The sequence below is a fragment of the Streptococcus sp. KR genome (assembly GCF_002238115.1).
In the GTDB taxonomy this organism is placed as follows: domain Bacteria; phylum Bacillota; class Bacilli; order Lactobacillales; family Streptococcaceae; genus Streptococcus.
Genome location: NZ_NGVM01000025.1, coordinates 1 through 17,165 on the forward strand (window position 1 = coordinate 1; position 17,165 = coordinate 17,165).

A 17,165-nucleotide genomic window follows, 5' to 3' on the forward strand; every position below is an offset into this window, starting at 1 on the left:
TAGAGTACTTGGTTTGGGACCAAGGTGTCGCAGGTTCGAATCCTGTCTTCCCGATTCATTACAGAGATACGTAAGCGTACCTTTTTTGTTTAACTAGATATTATATACATTAAGAGAGAATCAGTTTGCTTCTCTCTTTTTTTTAATTGGATCTTTGTCAACTGTAGTGGGTTGAAGAAAAGCTAAGCTCGAGAAAGGCCACATTTTGTCCTTTCTTTTTGATATTTAGGGAGATAAAAATCCGTTTTTGAAGTTTTCAAAGTTTCGGAAACCAAAGGCATTTCGTTTGATAAGTTTGATGAGATTATTAGTCGCGTCCAGTTTGGCATTTGAATAGGGGAATTGAAGGGTGTTGACGATTTTCTCTTTGTCCTTTAGAAATGTTTTAAAGACAGTCTGAAAAGGGGATGAACCTCCTTTAGATTGTCCTCAATGAGCCCGAAAAATTTATTCGGTTCCTTATTCTGAAAGTGAAAAAGCAAGAGTCATAGAAATGATAGTGGTGTTTCAAGTCTTCTGAATAGCTCAAAAGCTTGTCTAGAATTTCTTTATTAGTCAAGTGCATACGAAAAGCAGGGTGATTAAAACGTTTATCACTCAATTTACGACTATCCTGCTGAATGAGCTTCTAGTATCGCTTGAGAGCCTTGTATTCATGTGATTTTCGTTCAAATTGATTCATGATTTGAACACGAACAAGACTCATAGCACGGCTAAGATGTTGTACAATGTGAAATCGATCCAACATGATTTTAGCGTTTGGGAGTGAAACAGTCTGGGAGACTGTTTTAGCCTGAGCCTAAAAATTCGAAAGCGAATCTGTTTAGCTAAGGCATAGTAGGAACTAAACAGATCCATAGTAATAATTTTTACCTGACAGCGAACAGCTCTATGGGAGCGAAGAAAGTTATTTCGGATGACAGTTTGTGTTCTACCCTCAAGAACAGCTATGATACTGAGATTGTCAAAATCTTGCTCAATGAATCTCATCTTCATCTACCGATTGAAACAGTCACTCACCTGACTGTTTTAACGTCCAAGGGCATAATTTCAGGCAAATGGCTAAAGTTACACTCAAAGTGAAAGTCATTGAGCTTACGAATGACAGTTGAAGTTGAAATGGCTAGCTGATGTGAAATATCGGTCATAGAAGTCTTTTCAATCAGCTTTTGAGTAATCTTTTGGTTGATGATACGAGGGATTTGGTGATTCCTCTTGACGATAGAAGTCTCAGCCACTATCGTTTTTGAACAGTGATAGCACTTGAATCGACGCTTGCTAAGCAGAATTCTAGCAGTCATACCAGTCGTTTCAAGGTAAGGAATCTTAGACAGTTTTTGAAAGTCATATTTCTTCATTTGACTTCCCACAATGAGGACAAGATGGGGCATCGTATTCCAGTTTAGAGATGATTTACTTGTGGGTATTCCTATTGATAACAGCTAAATTCTCAAACTAAGTTTCACCTCTAGTAAAAGTGGAAGTTACTATGAGAAGTTACCCTTATTGATAGCATCCATAATTTGGATATTAGGATCTTTAATATCAAGTAGTTTTGTGATAAAGTGTAGTTGTTCCATATGATTCTTTCTAATGAGTTGTTTGGTAACTTTTCATTATAGATCTTATGGGACTTTTCTATTGCCACTTTTTTCTTTTTTCCTTTCGTGTTACAATAAAGGTATGAATCAGTATCAGAAAAAGATTGTTAAAGGAACAATTTATTCGCTCCTATCCGGCTTAATCTGGGGAATCTGTGGAATTTTAGGAGAATATTTCTTTACTCATTATCAAGTGTCCTCTGGCTGGATTACCTCTATGCGTTTGACACTGGCAGGGAGTCTTGTGCTCATTTGGTCTGCAGTGCAATTAAAATCGCAAGTGCTAGATATTTGGCGAGATAAGAAAAATTACCTGCCCTTTTTAGCCTATTCTATTTTGGGGATTTTTTCAGTTCAGTATTTTTTCTATCTCTGTGTAGAATACTCAAATGCAGCGACAGCAACTATTTTACAGTTTATTAGCCCTGTCTTTATCCTCTTTTACAATCGCTTGGTTTATCAAAAACGAGCGTCAAAAAGCGCTATTTTTTATGTTTTGGTTGCCATGTTGGGTGTTTGCCTGATGGCGACAAAGGGAGATCTCTCTCAATTATCCATGACACCGCTAGCACTTGTGACGGGTTTGCTGAGTGCCATGGGGGTTATGTTTAATGTTATCTTGCCTCAACCTTTTGCGAAGCGCTATGGTTTTGTACCCACGGTTGGGTGGGGGATGATTTTAGCAGGTTTATTTAGCAATGTTCTCTCACCAGTTTATCAGCTTTCCTTTACTCTTGATATTTGGAGTATCTTGATTTGTCTCATTATCGCTTTCTTTGGGACGGCTTTTGCCTTTTTTATTTCCATGAAGGCAGTGTCCTTGGTTTCTCCTTTGGTGGTTTCTGTCATTAGTGCCAGTGAACCTCTCTCCTCTGCTCTCTTGAGTGTTTTGTTTTTAGGATTGGTGGTGGATTGGTCCCTTCTTCTAGCTATGGCCCTGATTATTTTACCCATGATTTTCCTATCGATAGAAGAAGCGAAAGAAAGTAAATAAAAAGTCTTTTCTTAATTCTAAAAGTGTGCTATACTAGAATAGTCAATAAAACACGGGGAGATAGTTGTGAAGAGTGTTTTTAGGTTGTATCGGTAGGGGCTTGCTTTTACCGACAGCACGTTTTATCTCACATCCCTAAAAATCATACCTAAAAACAAACAAAAAGGCTTCAAATTTGAAGCCTTTTTTGGTAGAATAGGTATCATTAGAATGAACTAGGAGGCGCCTATGACTGCTACAAAAATGAACGCACAAGAAATTATCCAATTTATCGCCAATGCTGAGAAGAAAACCAGTGTAAAAGTAACCTTTGAGGGAGAACTTGCACCTGCTGTACCTAGCTCTGTTGTCAAACTAGGGAATGTCCTATTTGGAGACTGGAAGGATGTAGCTCCTCTTCTCGATGGTTTGGTAGAAAATCAAGACTATGTTGTTGAGCAAGACGCTCGTAATTCTGCAGTTCCCTTGCTAGATAAACGTGCTATCAACGCTCGTATTGAGCCGGGTGCGATTATCCGTGATCAGGTTGAAATTGGTGACAATGCTGTTATCATGATGGGAGCAGTTATCAATATCGGTGCTGAAATTGGTGCAGGAACCATGATTGACATGGGTGCTATCCTTGGTGGCCGTGCTATCGTGGGGAAAAACAGTCACGTTGGTGCAGGTGCAGTTTTGGCAGGTGTGATTGAGCCAGCTAGTGCTGAACCAGTCCGTGTCGGAGACAATGTTCTCATCGGGGCCAATGCAGTGGTTATCGAAGGAGTTCAAATCGGTAGTGGTTCAGTTGTCGCGGCAGGAGCTATCGTTACCCAAGATGTCCCAGAAAACGTGGTGGTAGCAGGTGTTCCAGCTCGTATCATCAAAGAGATTGATGCCCAAACTCAACAAAAAACAGCGCTAGAAGATGCGCTTCGTACCTTGTAATTGTAAATGAAAAATAGAGGCGGAACTCTTTTCTAGCCTCTTTCTGCTATATAGGAGGACAGATAGATGTTAGATTTGATTCAGACTAGACGAGATTTGCACCAGATTCCAGAGATTGGCTTGGAGGAGTTCAAGACTCATGCTTATTTGATGGATGTGATTGAGAAATTGACTGCGGGCAAGGACTTTGTTCAAGTTCGTACTTGGCAGACAGGTATTTTGGTCTACTTACAGGGAAGTCAGCCAGAGCTTACCATTGGTTGGCGGACAGATATTGATGGTCTACCTATTGTTGAACAAACAGGCCTTCCTTTTGCTTCTCAGCACCAAGGTCGTATGCACGCTTGTGGACATGATTTCCACATGACCATTGCCTTGGGTTGTCTTGAGCGTGCACTGGAGGAGCAACCAAAGAACAATCTGCTTTTCCTATTTCAACCTGCTGAAGAGAATGAAGCAGGTGGGATGCTCATGTATGAGGATGGTGCTTTTGGAGACTGGTTGCCAGACCAATTTTATGGTCTCCATGTCCGTCCAGATTTGAAGGTTGGTCAGATCGCGACCAATACCCATACACTCTTTGCAGGGACCTGTGAGGTGAAGATTCGTTTCAAAGGAAAAGGAGGACATGCAGCCTTTCCACATGAAGCCAATGACGCCTTGGTAGCGGCTAGTTACTTTGTAACCCAAGTGCAGTCAGTGGTCAGCCGAAATGTCAACCCAATCGAGGGAGCGGTGGTGACCTTTGGAGTTTTCCAAGCTGGAACAACCAACAATGTCATCACAGACACAGCCTTTTTACATGGAACTATTCGGGCCTTGACTCAGGACATGAGTCTCTTGGTTCAAAAGAGGGTCAAAACAGTTGCAGAAGGAGTTGCAGCTGCCTTTGATATGGAAGTCGAAGTTGAACTCAAGCAAGGTGGTTACCTGCCTGTTGAGAACAATCCAGCCTTGGCGCGTGAACTGATGGATTTCTTTGAAGAAAAAGACGGAATTGAGTTAATTGATATTGAACCTGCTATGACAGGTGAAGACTTTGGTTATCTCCTTTCGAAGGTAGACGGTGTTATGTTTTGGTTGGGTATCGATAGTCCCTACGCTCTTCATCACCCTCAGATGAGTCCTAAGGAAGAAGCATTAGCTATTGGGGTGGATGCGGTCTCTAGTTTCCTCAAAAAGAAGGCAGCAGAGTAGAGGGGTTGTCTATGAAATCGGAATTACGTAAGCAAGTCTTACAAGAAATGAAGGTTTTACCTCGAGAGCAAAAACAATTTATAGACCAAGCTTTAACTGAGCGACTTTTACACCATCCCTTCTACCAAGAAGCTAAGGTCATCGCAAGCTACCTCTCTTTTCCTCATGAGTTTCAAACGCAGGAACTGATTGAGCAGGCGCTGAAGGACGGCAAGAAGGTTCTGATACCCAAAACTTATCCCAAGGGGTGCATGGACTTTGTAGTCTATAATCCGCAACAACTGGTCAAAACTTCCTTTGGCTTACTGGAACCACAGGGAGATTTGGAAGTGGTGGATGCCTCTCAGATTGATTTGATTCATGTTCCTGGTCTGGCTTTTACGACGGAAGGATATCGGATTGGATACGGTGGAGGCTATTATGACCGCTATCTGGAACATTTTTCTGGTCATACTTTGAGTACGGTTTATCCTTATCAAATTCAGGATTTTATCCCTGAAAAGCATGATATTCCTGTTCAGGAGGTTTTAATTGATGAAGGAAATCTTTGGTAGACGTTACCCTGTAACGAGTTGCTTCCTCTTAGTGACGGCCTTGGTGTTTCTACTAATGTTGGTGACTACAGGTGGAAACTTTGACAGGGCGGATACCTTATTTCGATTTGGAGCCATGTATGGGCCTGCTATTCGGCTCTTTCCCGAGCAGATTTGGCGTCTCTTTTCTGCCATTTTTGTTCATATTGGGTGGGAGCATTTCATTGTTAATATGCTTTCGCTCTATTATCTTGGTAGGCAAGTAGAGGAAATTTTCGGATCCAAGAAGTTTTTCTTTCTCTATCTTTTATCAGGAATGATGGGCAATCTCTTTGTTTTTGTATTTAGTCCCAAATCCTTAGCAGCAGGAGCCTCTACCTCTCTTTATGGGCTATTTGCCGCGATTATTGTTCTTCGCTATGCTACTCGGAACCCCTATATCCAGCAGCTAGGCCAATCTTATCTGACACTTTTTGTGGTTAACATTATTGGAAGTGTTCTGATTCCAGGAATCAGCCTAGCAGGCCATATCGGTGGTGCAGTCGGCGGAGCATTTCTAGCAATTATCTTTCCAGTTCGAGGAGAAAGAAGGATGTATGGTACCAGCCAGAGGTTAGGAGCGGTAGTGTTATTCGTAGGACTCGCAGTTTTGCTTTTCTACAAGGGAATGGGGTTGTGACGACTAATATGTAAACTTGAATAAGAAAAAAAGCTACTTGAAAAATGAGTAGCTTTTAATGGTTTTGGAACTATTCGAACCAACACAGCTCTAAAAATAAGTCTTTGTGTGTAGATGATTTGAGAAAGTGAGCGCCCATTCTATCGCGAAGAAGTCATTTGTAAATAAGTTTTTTTGCAGAAAATTGAGAATGGTGTGCTTTTTTATTTCTTTTGTATCGTAAGTTTCTAGAATATAGTGTTGTATCAGTCTTATTATATATTTTAAAAATAGAAAATGTTATAATATTAGAAATTGATTGAAGAATTATTAGAATAAAAGAGGTATAAAGTTGGAAAATTGTGTTTACATTATTTCAGGCCCCCCAGGCGTTGGGAAAAGTACTGTTAGTAAAGAGTTAGCTTATTCTTTTGATAAAAGTGCAGTTATAGAGGGGGATTTGATTTACTTAATGATTAAAGGTGGTATAGTGGCTCCCTGGGAAGATGAGGGCTATTACATGGATTTGTTTTGGGACAATATCATCAGCTTGACCAATAATTTTATAACTCGAGGCATCTCTGTCGTAATAGAGTATGTCATTTTTGAATACCAACTGAAGAAAATTGCTTCTTTCTTAAAAGAAAAACAAATTGGTCTAAAATATTGTGTCTTAATGGCCGAAGAAAAAACCTTGAAAGATAGGGATGATTCTCGAAAAGAAATTGAAAGAGTGGGCAACTTATCAATACAAGCAAGAAGTGAGTTTCTAGCTAAAAATAAGGAGAAGGAAAAACATTTTCTGTATACAGATGATTTAGACGTCCCCAAAATAGCAAATATCATTAAAACTTCAAATCGATTTTTGATTGAAAATCTGTAATCCATCATTAAGGACCGAAGTTGAGTTGGTAGATTTAGAGACATATCTCATAAATCTTTAAATTGTATGTAAATTTGTAAAATAATTAAGTCTCCAGAGTCAACTTGCTGGAGACTTAATTTATTAACTGGAAACTAATTCTATTCCCCCTCAGCTAATTCTTTTCCCAATTGGATGAGGTAATCTTTCAAGTCATCTTTGACTTGTGGGTGCTTGAGGGCATAGTCAATAGATGTTTTCATAAAGCCAAACTTATCCCCAACGTCGTAACGAGCTCCTGTAAATTCACGAGCGAAAACACGTTGCGTTTTATTAAGTGTATCAATAGCGTCGGTAAGCTGGATTTCATTTCCAGCGCCAGGAGCTTGATTTTCTATGATATCAAAAATTTCAGGTGTCAGAAGATAGCGTCCGATGATTGCCAAATCACTTGGAGCATCTTCTGGAGCTGGTTTTTCAACGAAAGTTTCGACACTGTAGAGACCATTAATCCCTTCACCCTGAGGAGCGATAACTCCATATGCTGAAACTTCTTCATGAGGGACAGGCATAACAGCAATTGTTGATGCGTGAGTCGACTCGTAATCATTCATCAATTGTTTTGTCAAAGGTATAGCGTTGTCATCTGTGATATCCATTAGGTCGTCACCAAGCATGACAACGAAGGGTTCATTCGCCACAAAAGCTTTTGCTTGTAAGACAGCATCGCCAAGACCACGAGGATGGCTTTGACGGATAAAGTGAAGGCGAATGCCAGTTGTTTCGTCGACTAATTTTAGCAAGTCATGTTTGCCTTTTTCTTTGAGGTTGTATTCAAGCTCAAAGTTTGAGTCAAAGTGGTCTTCAATAGAACGTTTTGATTTACCAGTGACAACCAGAATATCTTCAATACCTGATTTAAGAGCTTCTTCGACGATAAATTGGATAGTTGGTTTGTCCACAATTGGCAACATTTCTTTAGCAAGTGCTTTGGTTGCTGGTAAAAATCGAGTCCCGAGTCCAGCGGCAGGGATGACTGCCTTTCTAACTTTTGATGTCATAAGAATCCTTTCTTTAGAGGGTTAAGACCACTCATTTTCTGCTTTAAATTCATTGTTCATGATGTCATAAATGGCATCTTTGATATTGGTTCCGTGGTAGATAACTTGATAAATGGCTTGTGTAATGGGCATATAGACTCCAAGTTCTTGCGCTAGTTCGTAGGCTGCTCGAGTCGTTGAGATTCCTTCGATTACCATGCCCATATTGGCTTCGATATTAGCTAGAGATTCTCCACGACCAAGGGCATCTCCAGCTCTCCAGTTACGAGAGTGGATGGAAGTTCCCGTTACAATCAAATCTCCCACACCAGATAAGCCGCTATAGGTCAATGGATTGGCTCCGAGTGCTACCCCTAGACGAGTAATTTCTGCCAAACCTCGAGCGATGATGGCTGCCTTAGCATTGTCACCAAATCCCAAACCATGTAAAGCTCCAGCACCGACAGCAATAATATTTTTGAGAGCACCAGCGGTTTCCACCCCGATAACATCCGTATTGGTATAAAGTCGGAAGTAGTGATTACTAAAGAGCTCTTGAGCGTATTGAGCGGTTTGTAAGTCTTTAGAAGCAGCGGTGATTAAAGTTAGGTCACGCACAATGGTTTCTTCTGCATGACTAGGTCCTGAAACAACGACAATATCACTGCGGAGATGTTCAGGAATTTCTTCGTCAAGGATAGTTGATAATCGTTTATGGCTATCAGGTTCTAATCCCTTTGATGCGTGCATGATGATAGCCTTATGGTCCAAGGTTTTTGCAACTTGTTGGGCAACAAGTCGTGTCACTTTTGTTGGGACAACAAACAAAATCGCATCTACATCTTTCAGTGCCTCTGCTAAGTCGGTGTAGGCAATGATATTTTCATCTAGAACGACATCTTTAAAGTAGTGTTTGTTAGTATGATAGGTATTAATTTCATTGATTTGCTCGGGAATGTTTCCCCAAATACGTACCTCGTGTCCATTGTCATTTAAGACTTGTGAAAGGGCAGTTCCCCAAGAACCAGGCCCCAAGACGGCGATGGTTTGTTTTTCCATATTCCCCTCCTTTATAACCTTCTTTTTACTATTTTACCATAAAAACCTTTATCATGCATTACTGTAGATGAAAGCGCACTAATTTGTATCAAGGAGACTTCTTTGACAAGTTCCCACTTTTTTGCTAGAATAACATCACACAAACAGAATGAGAAGGAGCTGACGGACTGTCGCTCCCTTTTGTCTATCTTTCAAGGAGAAAGTATGCTGATTCAGAAAATAAAAACCTACAAGTGGCAGGCCTTGGCTTCGCTCCTGATGACAGGCTTGATGGTTGCCAGTTCACTTCTGCAACCGCGTTATCTGCAGGAAGTGTTAGACGCCCTACTTGCTGGGAAATATGAAGCTATTTATAGTATCGGGATTTGGTTGATTGGTGTGGCCTTGGTCGGTCTAGTTGCTGGTGGGCTCAATGTTGTCCTCGCAGCCTATATTGCCCAAGGAGTTTCATCTGACCTTCGGGAGGACGCCTTCCGTAAAATACAAACCTTTTCTTATGCCAATATTGAACAGTTTAATGCGGGAAATCTAGTCGTTCGTATGACAAACGACATCAACCAGATTCAGAACGTCATCATGATGACATTCCAAATTCTTTTCAGACTTCCCCTCTTGTTCATCGGTTCGTTTATCTTGGCGGTTCAAACCTTACCTTCTCTGTGGTGGGTGATTGTTCTCATGGTAGTCTTGATTTTTGGTTTGACTGCTGTCATGATGGGTATGATGGGGCCTCGTTTTGCCAAGTTTCAAACCCTTCTTGAGCGCATCAATGCCATTGCCAAGGAAAATCTGCGCGGTGTTCGTGTGGTCAAGTCCTTTGTCCAAGAAAAAGAGCAGTTTGCTAAGTTTACGGAGGTTTCAGACGAGCTTCTCGGTCAAAATCTTTACATCGGTTATGCCTTTTCAGTAGTGGAACCTTTCATGATGTTGGTCGGTTATGGGGCGGTATTCCTCTCTATTTGGCTAGTTGCAGGGATGGTTCAGTCGAATCCGTCAGTTGTTGGCTCCATTGCTTCCTTTGTCAATTACCTAAGCCAGATTATCTTTACCATTGTCATGGTTGGATTTTTGGGAAATTCTGTCAGCCGTGCCATGATTTCCATGCGTCGTATTCGAGAAATTCTGGATGCAGAGCCAGCTATGACTTTCAAGGATGTCCCAGATGAAGAGTTGGTCGGAAGTCTTAGCTTTGAAAATGTGACCTTTACCTATCCAATGGATAAGGAACCGATGCTGAAAGATGTGAGCTTTACTATTGAACCTGGTCAGATGATTGGTGTAGTTGGAGCCACTGGTGCAGGAAAATCAACCTTGGCTCAATTGATTCCACGTCTCTTTGACCCGCAGGAAGGGGCTATCAAAATCGGTGGCAAGGATATTCGAGAAGTGAGTGAGGGGACCCTGCGTAAAACAGTTTCTATCGTTCTCCAACGTGCCATTCTCTTTAGTGGAACGATTGCAGACAACTTGAGACAGGGTAAGGGAGATGCTACTCTATTTGAAATGGAACGCGCAGCCAATATTGCCCAAGCCAGCGAATTCATTCATCGTATGGAGAAAACCTTTGAAAGTCCAGTTGAGGAACGGGGAACCAATTTCTCTGGTGGGCAAAAACAAAGGATGTCGATTGCGCGTGGGATTGTCAGCAATCCACGTATTCTGATTTTTGATGATTCGACCTCAGCTTTGGATGCCAAGTCAGAGCGCCTGGTGCAAGAAGCCTTGAATAAGGAATTAAAGGGAACAACAACCATTATCATCGCGCAAAAGATTAGCTCGGTTGTTCATGCAGATAAAATCTTGGTTCTAGATCAAGGACGATTGATTGGTCAAGGCACGCATGCAGACTTAGTTGCCAACAATGCCGTTTACCGTGAAATCTACGAAACACAGAAAGGAAAGGAGGAGTAAAATGAAGACAGTTCAATTTTTTTGGAATTATTTTAAAGTCTATAAGCTATCATTTGTAGTTGTTATCCTGATGATTGTTTTAGCGACTCTTGCCCAAGCCCTCTTTCCAGTCTTTTCTGGACAAGCGGTAACAGAGCTAGCCAATTTAGTTCAAGCTTATCAAAATGGCAATCCAGAACATGTTTGGCAAAGCCTATCAGGAATCATGGTCAATCTTGGTCTGCTGGTTTTAGTTCTGTTTATCTCTAGTGTGATATACATGTGCCTCATGACGCGCGTGATTGCAGAGTCGACCAACGAGATGCGCAAAGGCCTCTTTGGGAAGCTTGCTCGCTTGACGGTTTCTTTCTTTGACCGCCGACAAGATGGCGATATCTTGTCTCGTTTTACCAGTGATTTGGATAATATCCTCCAAGCCTTTAACGAAAGCTTGATTCAGGTCATGAGCAACATCGTTCTATACATTGGTCTGATTCTTGTCATGTTTTCGAGAAATGTGACGCTGGCCCTCATCACTATCGCCAGCACACCAGTTGCCTTCCTCATGCTGATTTTTATCGTAAAAATGGCACGCAAATACACCAACCTCCAGCAGAAAGAGGTAGGGAAGCTCAACGCCTATATGGATGAGAGTATCTCAGGCCAAAAAGCTGTCATTGTGCAAGGAATTCAAGAGGATATGATGGCAGGATTTCTTGAACAAAATGAGCGCGTGCGCAAGGCAACCTTTAAAGGAAGAATGTTCTCAGGAATTCTTTTCCCTGTCATGAATGGTATGAGTTTGGTTAACACAGCCGTCGTCATCTTTGCTGGTTCAGCTGTACTTTTGAATGATAAGTCTATTGAAACAAGTACAGCCTTAGGTTTGATTGTTATGTTTGCCCAATTTTCACAGCAGTACTACCAGCCGATTATCCAAGTTGCAGCTAGTTGGGGAAGTCTTCAGTTGGCCTTTACAGGTGCTGAACGGATTCAGGAAATGTTTGACTCAGAGGAAGAAATTCGACCTGAGAAGGCGCCGATCTTTACTAAGTTGCAAGAAGGTGTTGAAATTAGTCATATTGATTTTTCATACCTACCTGATAAACCTATTTTGAAAGATGTCAGCATTTCTGCCCCTAAAGGCCAGATGACAGCAGTTGTTGGTCCGACAGGGTCAGGGAAAACGACTATTATGAACCTCATCAATCGCTTTTATGATGTTGATGCTGGTGGTATTTATTTTGACGGAAAAGACATTCGTGACTATGACTTGGATAGTCTCAGAAGTAAGGTGGGAATTGTCTTGCAAGATTCGGTCTTGTTTAGCGGAACGATTCGAGACAATATCCGTTTTGGTGTGCCCGATGCTAGTCAAGAAATGGTTGAGGTAGCAGCCAAGGCAACCCACATTCACGACTATATCGAAAGTTTGCCTGATAAATACGATACTCTTATAGATGATGACCAGAGCATCTTCTCAACTGGGCAAAAGCAATTGATTTCTATCGCTCGAACCCTGATGACAGATCCAGAAGTTCTCATTCTAGATGAAGCAACTTCAAACGTAGATACGGTGACAGAAAGTAAGATTCAGCATGCCATGGAGGCGGTTGTAGCAGGCAGAACCAGTTTTGTCATTGCCCATCGTTTGAAGACCATCCTCAATGCAGACCAGATTATTGTCCTTAAAGATGGAGAAGTCATTGAACGTGGTAACCACCATGAACTCTTGAAGCTAGGTGGCTTCTATTCAGAACTCTATCACAATCAATTTGTTTTCGAATAAGAAAGAAGTTGTCCTATGTGGACAGCTTTTTCTTGTCCATAAAAAATTTTTATCACAGCCTTAAAAAAAACATATTAGACGAAAGTCATTTTGAGTGATATGATAGGACTATCGTTATACTCAATGAAAATCAAAGAGTAAACTAGGAAGCTAGCCGCAAGCTGTACTTGAGTACGGTAAGGCGACGCTGACGTGGTTTGAATTTGATTTTCGAAGAGTATTAACATTCGAAAGGAGAGACATCATGCCTAGAACGGTTGTAGGAGTTGCTGCAAATCTATGTCCCGTAGACGCGGAAGGCAAAAACATTCATTCATCTGTATCTTGTAGATTCGCAGAGAGCATTCGTCAAGTCGGTGGTCTCCCTTTAGTCATTCCTGTTGGTGATGAGTCAGTTGTACGCGATTATGTAGAAATGATTGACAAACTTATCTTGACAGGCGGTCAAAATGTCCATCCTCAATTTTATGGAGAGAAAAAGACCATCGAGAGCGATGATTACAATCTGGTTCGTGATGAGTTTGAACTGGCCCTCTTAAAGGAAGCTCTCCGCCAGAATAAACCAATTATGGCAATCTGTCGCGGTGTCCAACTTGTCAATGTTGCCTTTGGTGGAACGCTCAATCAAGAAATCGAAGGTCACTGGCAAGGCCTACCTTTCGGAACGTCTCACTCTATTGAGACAGTAGAAGGAAGCGTAGTAGCCAAGCTGTTTGGAAAAGAAAGTCAGGTCAATTCCGTTCATCGTCAGAGTATTAAAGATTTGGCACCTAATTTCCGTGTAACTGCTATTGATCCAAGAGACCAAACCATCGAAGCGATTGAGTCTATCGATGAGCACCGCATTATCGGTTTGCAGTGGCATCCAGAGTTTCTGGTTAATGAAGAAGATGGCAATTTAGAATTATTTGAGTATTTATTGAATGAACTGTGACGACTGGGACATCTGGTCGTTCTTTATTTTATTTTTTCAAAATTTTTGGAATGTGGCATTTTTACGCAAACGTTTGAATTCTGATAAAAATTGGAGAAATTCGACAAAAAAACTTGAAAAAAACGAAGGTAAACGTTATGATAGAAAAGAAGAAATATTGGAGGAATAACATGTCACATATTAAATTTGATTATTCAAAAGTTTTAGACAAATTTGTTGCACCACATGAAGTGGAATACATGCAATCACAAGTAACAGCAGCAGATGAATTGATCCGTAAAGGAACTGGTGCTGGTAGCGACTTCTTGGGATGGTTGGACCTTCCTGAAAATTACGACCGCGAAGAATTTGACCGCATCTTGAAAGCTGCTGAGCAAATCAAATCAGACAGCGATGTTTTGGTTGTGATTGGTATAGGTGGATCTTACCTTGGTGCCAAAGCAGCAATCGACTTCTTGAACCACCACTTTGCAAACTTGCAAACAAAAGAAGAACGCAAGGCTCCACAAATCCTTTACGCAGGAAACTCAATCTCATCTACTTACCTTGCTGACTTGGTAGAGTATGTTGCAGACAAAGACTTCTCAGTAAACGTGATTTCTAAATCAGGTACAACAACTGAACCAGCGATTGCTTTCCGTGTCTTCAAAGAACTCTTGGTTAAGAAATACGGTCAAGAAGAAGCAAACAAACGTATCTATGCAACAACAGACCGCCAAAAAGGTGCTGTTAAGGTTGAAGCAGACGCTAACGGTTGGGAAACATTTGTTGTTCCAGATGATATCGGTGGACGCTTCTCAGTATTGACAGCCGTTGGTTTGCTTCCAATCGCAGCATCAGGAGCTGACATCAAAGCCCTTATGGAAGGTGCGAATGCAGCTCGCAAAGACTACACTTCAGATAAAATCTCTGAAAACGAAGCTTACCAATACGCAGCTGTTCGTAACATTCTTTACCGTAAAGGCTATGCAACTGAGATCTTGGTAAACTACGAGCCATCACTTCAATACTTCTCAGAATGGTGGAAACAATTGGCTGGTGAATCAGAAGGAAAAGACCAAAAAGGTATCTACCCAACTTCAGCCAACTTCTCAACTGACTTGCACTCACTTGGTCAATTTATCCAAGAAGGAACTCGTATTATGTTTGAAACAGTTGTCCGTGTTGACAAACCTCGTAAGAATGTGATTATCCCTAGCTTGGAAGAAGACCTTGACGGACTTGGTTACCTTCAAGGAAAAGACGTTGACTTTGTAAATAAAAAAGCGACTGACGGTGTTCTTCTTGCCCACACAGATGGTGATGTACCAAACATGTACGTGACTCTTCCAGAGCAAGACGCTTTCACTCTTGGTTACACAATCTACTTCTTCGAATTGGCTATCGCCCTTTCAGGTTACTTGAATGCTATCAACCCATTTGACCAACCAGGTGTTGAAGCTTACAAACGTAACATGTTCGCCCTTCTTGGAAAACCAGGATTTGAAGAATTGAGTAAAGAACTTAACGCACGTCTATAATAGAAGAAAAGAGTGGTTTGTCCACTCTTTTTACTCTCTTTATTCATAGAAATTGGACTCAGCCAAGACTTGTGATATAATATAGAGAGCAAAAAGGCAGACGCCTAGAGACTTTATAGGAGAAACTATGTCAAAAGATATCCGCGTACGTTACGCACCAAGTCCAACAGGACTACTACACATCGGGAATGCCCGTACAGCATTGTTCAACTACCTTTACGCACGTCATCATGGTGGAACTTTTATCATTCGTATCGAAGATACTGACCGTAAACGTCATGTCGAGGATGGTGAACGTTCACAGCTTGAAAACCTTCGCTGGTTAGGTATGGATTGGGATGAAAGCCCAGAAACACATGAAAATTACCGCCAGTCTGAGCGTTTGGACTTGTATCAAAAATACATCGACCAACTGTTAGCTGAAGGAAAAGCCTATAAATCTTACGTTACAGAAGAAGAGTTGGCAACTGAACGCGAACGCCAAGAAGCAGCTGGTGAAACACCACGCTACATCAATGAATACCTTGGTATGAGTGAAGAAGAAAAAGCAGCTTACATCGCAGAACGCGAAGCAGCAGGAATTATCCCCACTGTTCGCTTGGCTGTCAATGAGTCAGGTATCTACAAGTGGCATGATATGGTCAAAGGTGATATCGAATTTGAAGGTGGCAATATCGGTGGTGACTGGGTTATCCAAAAGAAAGATGGTTACCCAACTTACAACTTTGCCGTTGTTATCGATGACCACGATATGCAAATCTCTCATGTTATCCGTGGAGACGACCACATTGCTAATACACCAAAACAGCTCATGGTTTATGAAGCACTTGGTTGGGAAGCTCCAGAGTTTGGTCACATGACCTTGATTATCAACTCTGAGACTGGTAAGAAGTTATCTAAACGTGATACTAATACACTTCAATTTATCGAAGACTACCGAAAGAAAGGTTACCTTCCAGAAGCAGTCTTTAACTTTATAGCTCTTCTTGGTTGGAACCCAGGTGGCGAAGATGAAATCTTCTCTCGTGAAGAACTCATTAAACTTTTCGATGAAAACCGCCTCAGCAAGTCACCAGCAGCCTTTGACCAGAAAAAACTCGACTGGATGAGCAATGATTATATCAAGAATGCAGACCTAGAAACTATCTTTGAAATGGCAAAACCATTCTTAGAGGAAGCAGGCCGTTTAACTGACAAGGCTGAAAAATTAGTTGAGCTCTATAAACCACAAATGAAATCAGTAGATGAGATTATCCCATTGACAGATCTCTTCTTCTCAGATTTCCCTGAATTGACAGAAGCAGAGCGCGAAGTCATGGCGGGAGAAACAGTCCCAACAGTTCTTGAAGCTTTCAAAACAAAACTTGAAGCGATGACAGATGATGAATTTGTAACAGAAAATATCTTCCCACAAATCAAAGCTGTTCAAAAAGAAACAGGTATCAAAGGGAAAAATCTCTTCATGCCAATTCGTATTGCTGTTTCAGGTGAAATGCATGGACCAGAATTACCAGATACAATTTTCTTGCTTGGACGTAAAAAATCAATTCAGCATATCGAAAACATGCTAAAAGAAATCTCTAAATAAGAAGGATGCAACAATGGACATCTGGGAAAAGATGTACGAAGAAGCACAGAAACTATACAATCCACATGAAGTATCTGATTTTGTTTATGCTAATCATGTCGTTGCCGCAGTAGAAGCAGAAGATGGGCAAATATTTACAGGATTCTGTATGGAGGGAACCTGTGGTGTTTTCCATCTCTGCGCAGAACGGGTGGCACTCTTTAATATGTACCAATTTTCAGGACAAACTAAGGTTAAGAAAGTATTAGCCTTTCGAGATAAACCACCTTATGGTGGAAGTTCAGCTATGCCTTGCGGTGCTTGCAGAGAATTTCTCTTAGAGATGAACGCTGAAAATAAAGATGCAGAATTCATGATGGACTACGATACAAGAAAGACAGTGAAAGTAGCAGAACTAATTCCCTATTGGTGGGGAGAAGAACGTGCTTCTAAGTTTAATGAGAAATAGAAGAGTCAGTATAATTCTGGCTCTTTTTACTTAATTTTAAAAAAACAGAAAAAGTAGTTGACAAAGTTAGAAAAGTCTGTATAATAGTAAGAGTTGAAAATAACAACTCAGGTCCGTTGGTCAAG

The 17,165-nt window shown here is 41.1% G+C and carries 14 protein-coding genes and 1 pseudogene; 12 read left to right on the forward strand and 3 right to left on the reverse strand.

Annotated elements, in window-relative coordinates; translation table 11 throughout:
• Positions 1-182: 182 nt before the first annotated feature.
• Positions 183-1,580, reverse strand: a pseudogene (locus tag CBI42_RS09715) (ISL3 family transposase).
• A 103-nt stretch (positions 1,581-1,683) separates the two neighbouring features.
• Here CBI42_RS09715 and CBI42_RS09720 point away from each other — a divergent pair.
• The 6 genes from CBI42_RS09720 (at position 1,684) to CBI42_RS09745 (ending at position 6,793) form a co-directional block, all read left to right on the forward strand.
• Positions 1,684-2,595: a DMT family transporter gene (locus CBI42_RS09720; RefSeq protein ID WP_094753878.1), complete on the forward strand. Its 912-nt coding sequence runs from the start codon at positions 1,684-1,686 to the stop codon at positions 2,593-2,595.
• A 228-nt stretch (positions 2,596-2,823) separates the two neighbouring features.
• Positions 2,824-3,522: a 2,3,4,5-tetrahydropyridine-2,6-dicarboxylate N-acetyltransferase gene (dapD, locus tag CBI42_RS09725; protein WP_094753879.1), complete on the forward strand. Its 699-nt coding sequence runs from the start codon at positions 2,824-2,826 to the stop codon at positions 3,520-3,522.
• A gap of 66 nt (positions 3,523-3,588) precedes the next feature.
• Positions 3,589-4,719 (forward strand): N-acetyldiaminopimelate deacetylase, encoded by a 1,131-nt coding sequence (locus CBI42_RS09730; protein WP_094753880.1) that lies wholly within the window; start codon positions 3,589-3,591, stop codon positions 4,717-4,719.
• A gap of 11 nt (positions 4,720-4,730) precedes the next feature.
• Positions 4,731-5,273 (forward strand): 5-formyltetrahydrofolate cyclo-ligase, encoded by a 543-nt coding sequence (locus CBI42_RS09735; protein WP_094753881.1) that lies wholly within the window; start codon positions 4,731-4,733, stop codon positions 5,271-5,273.
• Positions 5,254-5,931: a rhomboid family intramembrane serine protease gene (locus CBI42_RS09740; protein WP_094753882.1), complete on the forward strand. Its 678-nt coding sequence runs from the start codon at positions 5,254-5,256 to the stop codon at positions 5,929-5,931. Before CBI42_RS09735 ends, CBI42_RS09740 begins: the two co-directional genes overlap by 20 nt.
• Before the next feature lie 331 nt (positions 5,932-6,262).
• The gene (locus CBI42_RS09745) at positions 6,263-6,793 is read left to right on the forward strand and encodes an ATPase AAA (RefSeq protein WP_042749927.1); all 531 of its coding nucleotides are present in this window, start codon (positions 6,263-6,265) and stop codon (positions 6,791-6,793) included.
• Positions 6,794-6,933: 140 nt separating this feature from the next.
• On the opposite strand, the gene galU is transcribed toward CBI42_RS09745, so the two are convergent.
• Positions 6,934-7,833 carry a UTP--glucose-1-phosphate uridylyltransferase GalU gene (gene galU, locus CBI42_RS09750; RefSeq protein ID WP_094753883.1) on the reverse strand — a complete coding sequence of 300 codons (900 nt, stop codon included), beginning with the start codon at positions 7,831-7,833 and terminating at the stop codon, positions 6,934-6,936.
• Positions 7,834-7,854: 21 nt separating this feature from the next.
• A complete protein-coding gene (locus CBI42_RS09755; protein WP_042749931.1) occupies positions 7,855-8,871 on the reverse strand; it encodes an NAD(P)H-dependent glycerol-3-phosphate dehydrogenase in 1,017 nt (338 codons plus the stop codon).
• Positions 8,872-9,075: 204 nt separating this feature from the next.
• On the opposite strand from CBI42_RS09755, the gene patA reads away from it, so the two are divergent.
• The 6 genes from patA to CBI42_RS09790 all read left to right on the forward strand — a co-directional run bounded on the left by patA (position 9,076) and on the right by CBI42_RS09790 (position 17,040).
• Positions 9,076-10,782, forward strand: a complete 1,707-nt coding sequence (patA, locus tag CBI42_RS09760; protein WP_094753884.1) for a multidrug efflux ABC transporter subunit PatA — start codon at positions 9,076-9,078, stop codon at positions 10,780-10,782.
• Position 10,783: 1 nt separating this feature from the next.
• Positions 10,784-12,550: a multidrug efflux ABC transporter subunit PatB gene (patB, locus tag CBI42_RS09765; protein ID WP_094753885.1), complete on the forward strand. Its 1,767-nt coding sequence runs from the start codon at positions 10,784-10,786 to the stop codon at positions 12,548-12,550.
• A 244-nt stretch (positions 12,551-12,794) separates the two neighbouring features.
• A complete protein-coding gene (locus CBI42_RS09770) occupies positions 12,795-13,484 on the forward strand; it encodes a gamma-glutamyl-gamma-aminobutyrate hydrolase family protein (protein ID WP_001138351.1) in 690 nt (229 codons plus the stop codon).
• Positions 13,485-13,654: 170 nt separating this feature from the next.
• Entirely contained in the window at positions 13,655-15,004 is a 1,350-nt protein-coding gene (locus CBI42_RS09780) for a glucose-6-phosphate isomerase (RefSeq protein ID WP_000018268.1), read from the forward strand.
• Between the two features lie 127 nt (positions 15,005-15,131).
• On the forward strand, positions 15,132-16,592 hold the full coding sequence (gene gltX / locus CBI42_RS09785) for a glutamate--tRNA ligase (RefSeq protein WP_049493514.1): 1,461 nt from the start codon (positions 15,132-15,134) through the stop codon (positions 16,590-16,592).
• 13 nt (positions 16,593-16,605) lie between these two features.
• Complete coding sequence (locus CBI42_RS09790; RefSeq protein WP_049493515.1) at positions 16,606-17,040, forward strand: cytidine deaminase family protein; 435 nt, start codon at positions 16,606-16,608, stop codon at positions 17,038-17,040.
• Positions 17,041-17,165: the final 125 nt, after the last annotated feature.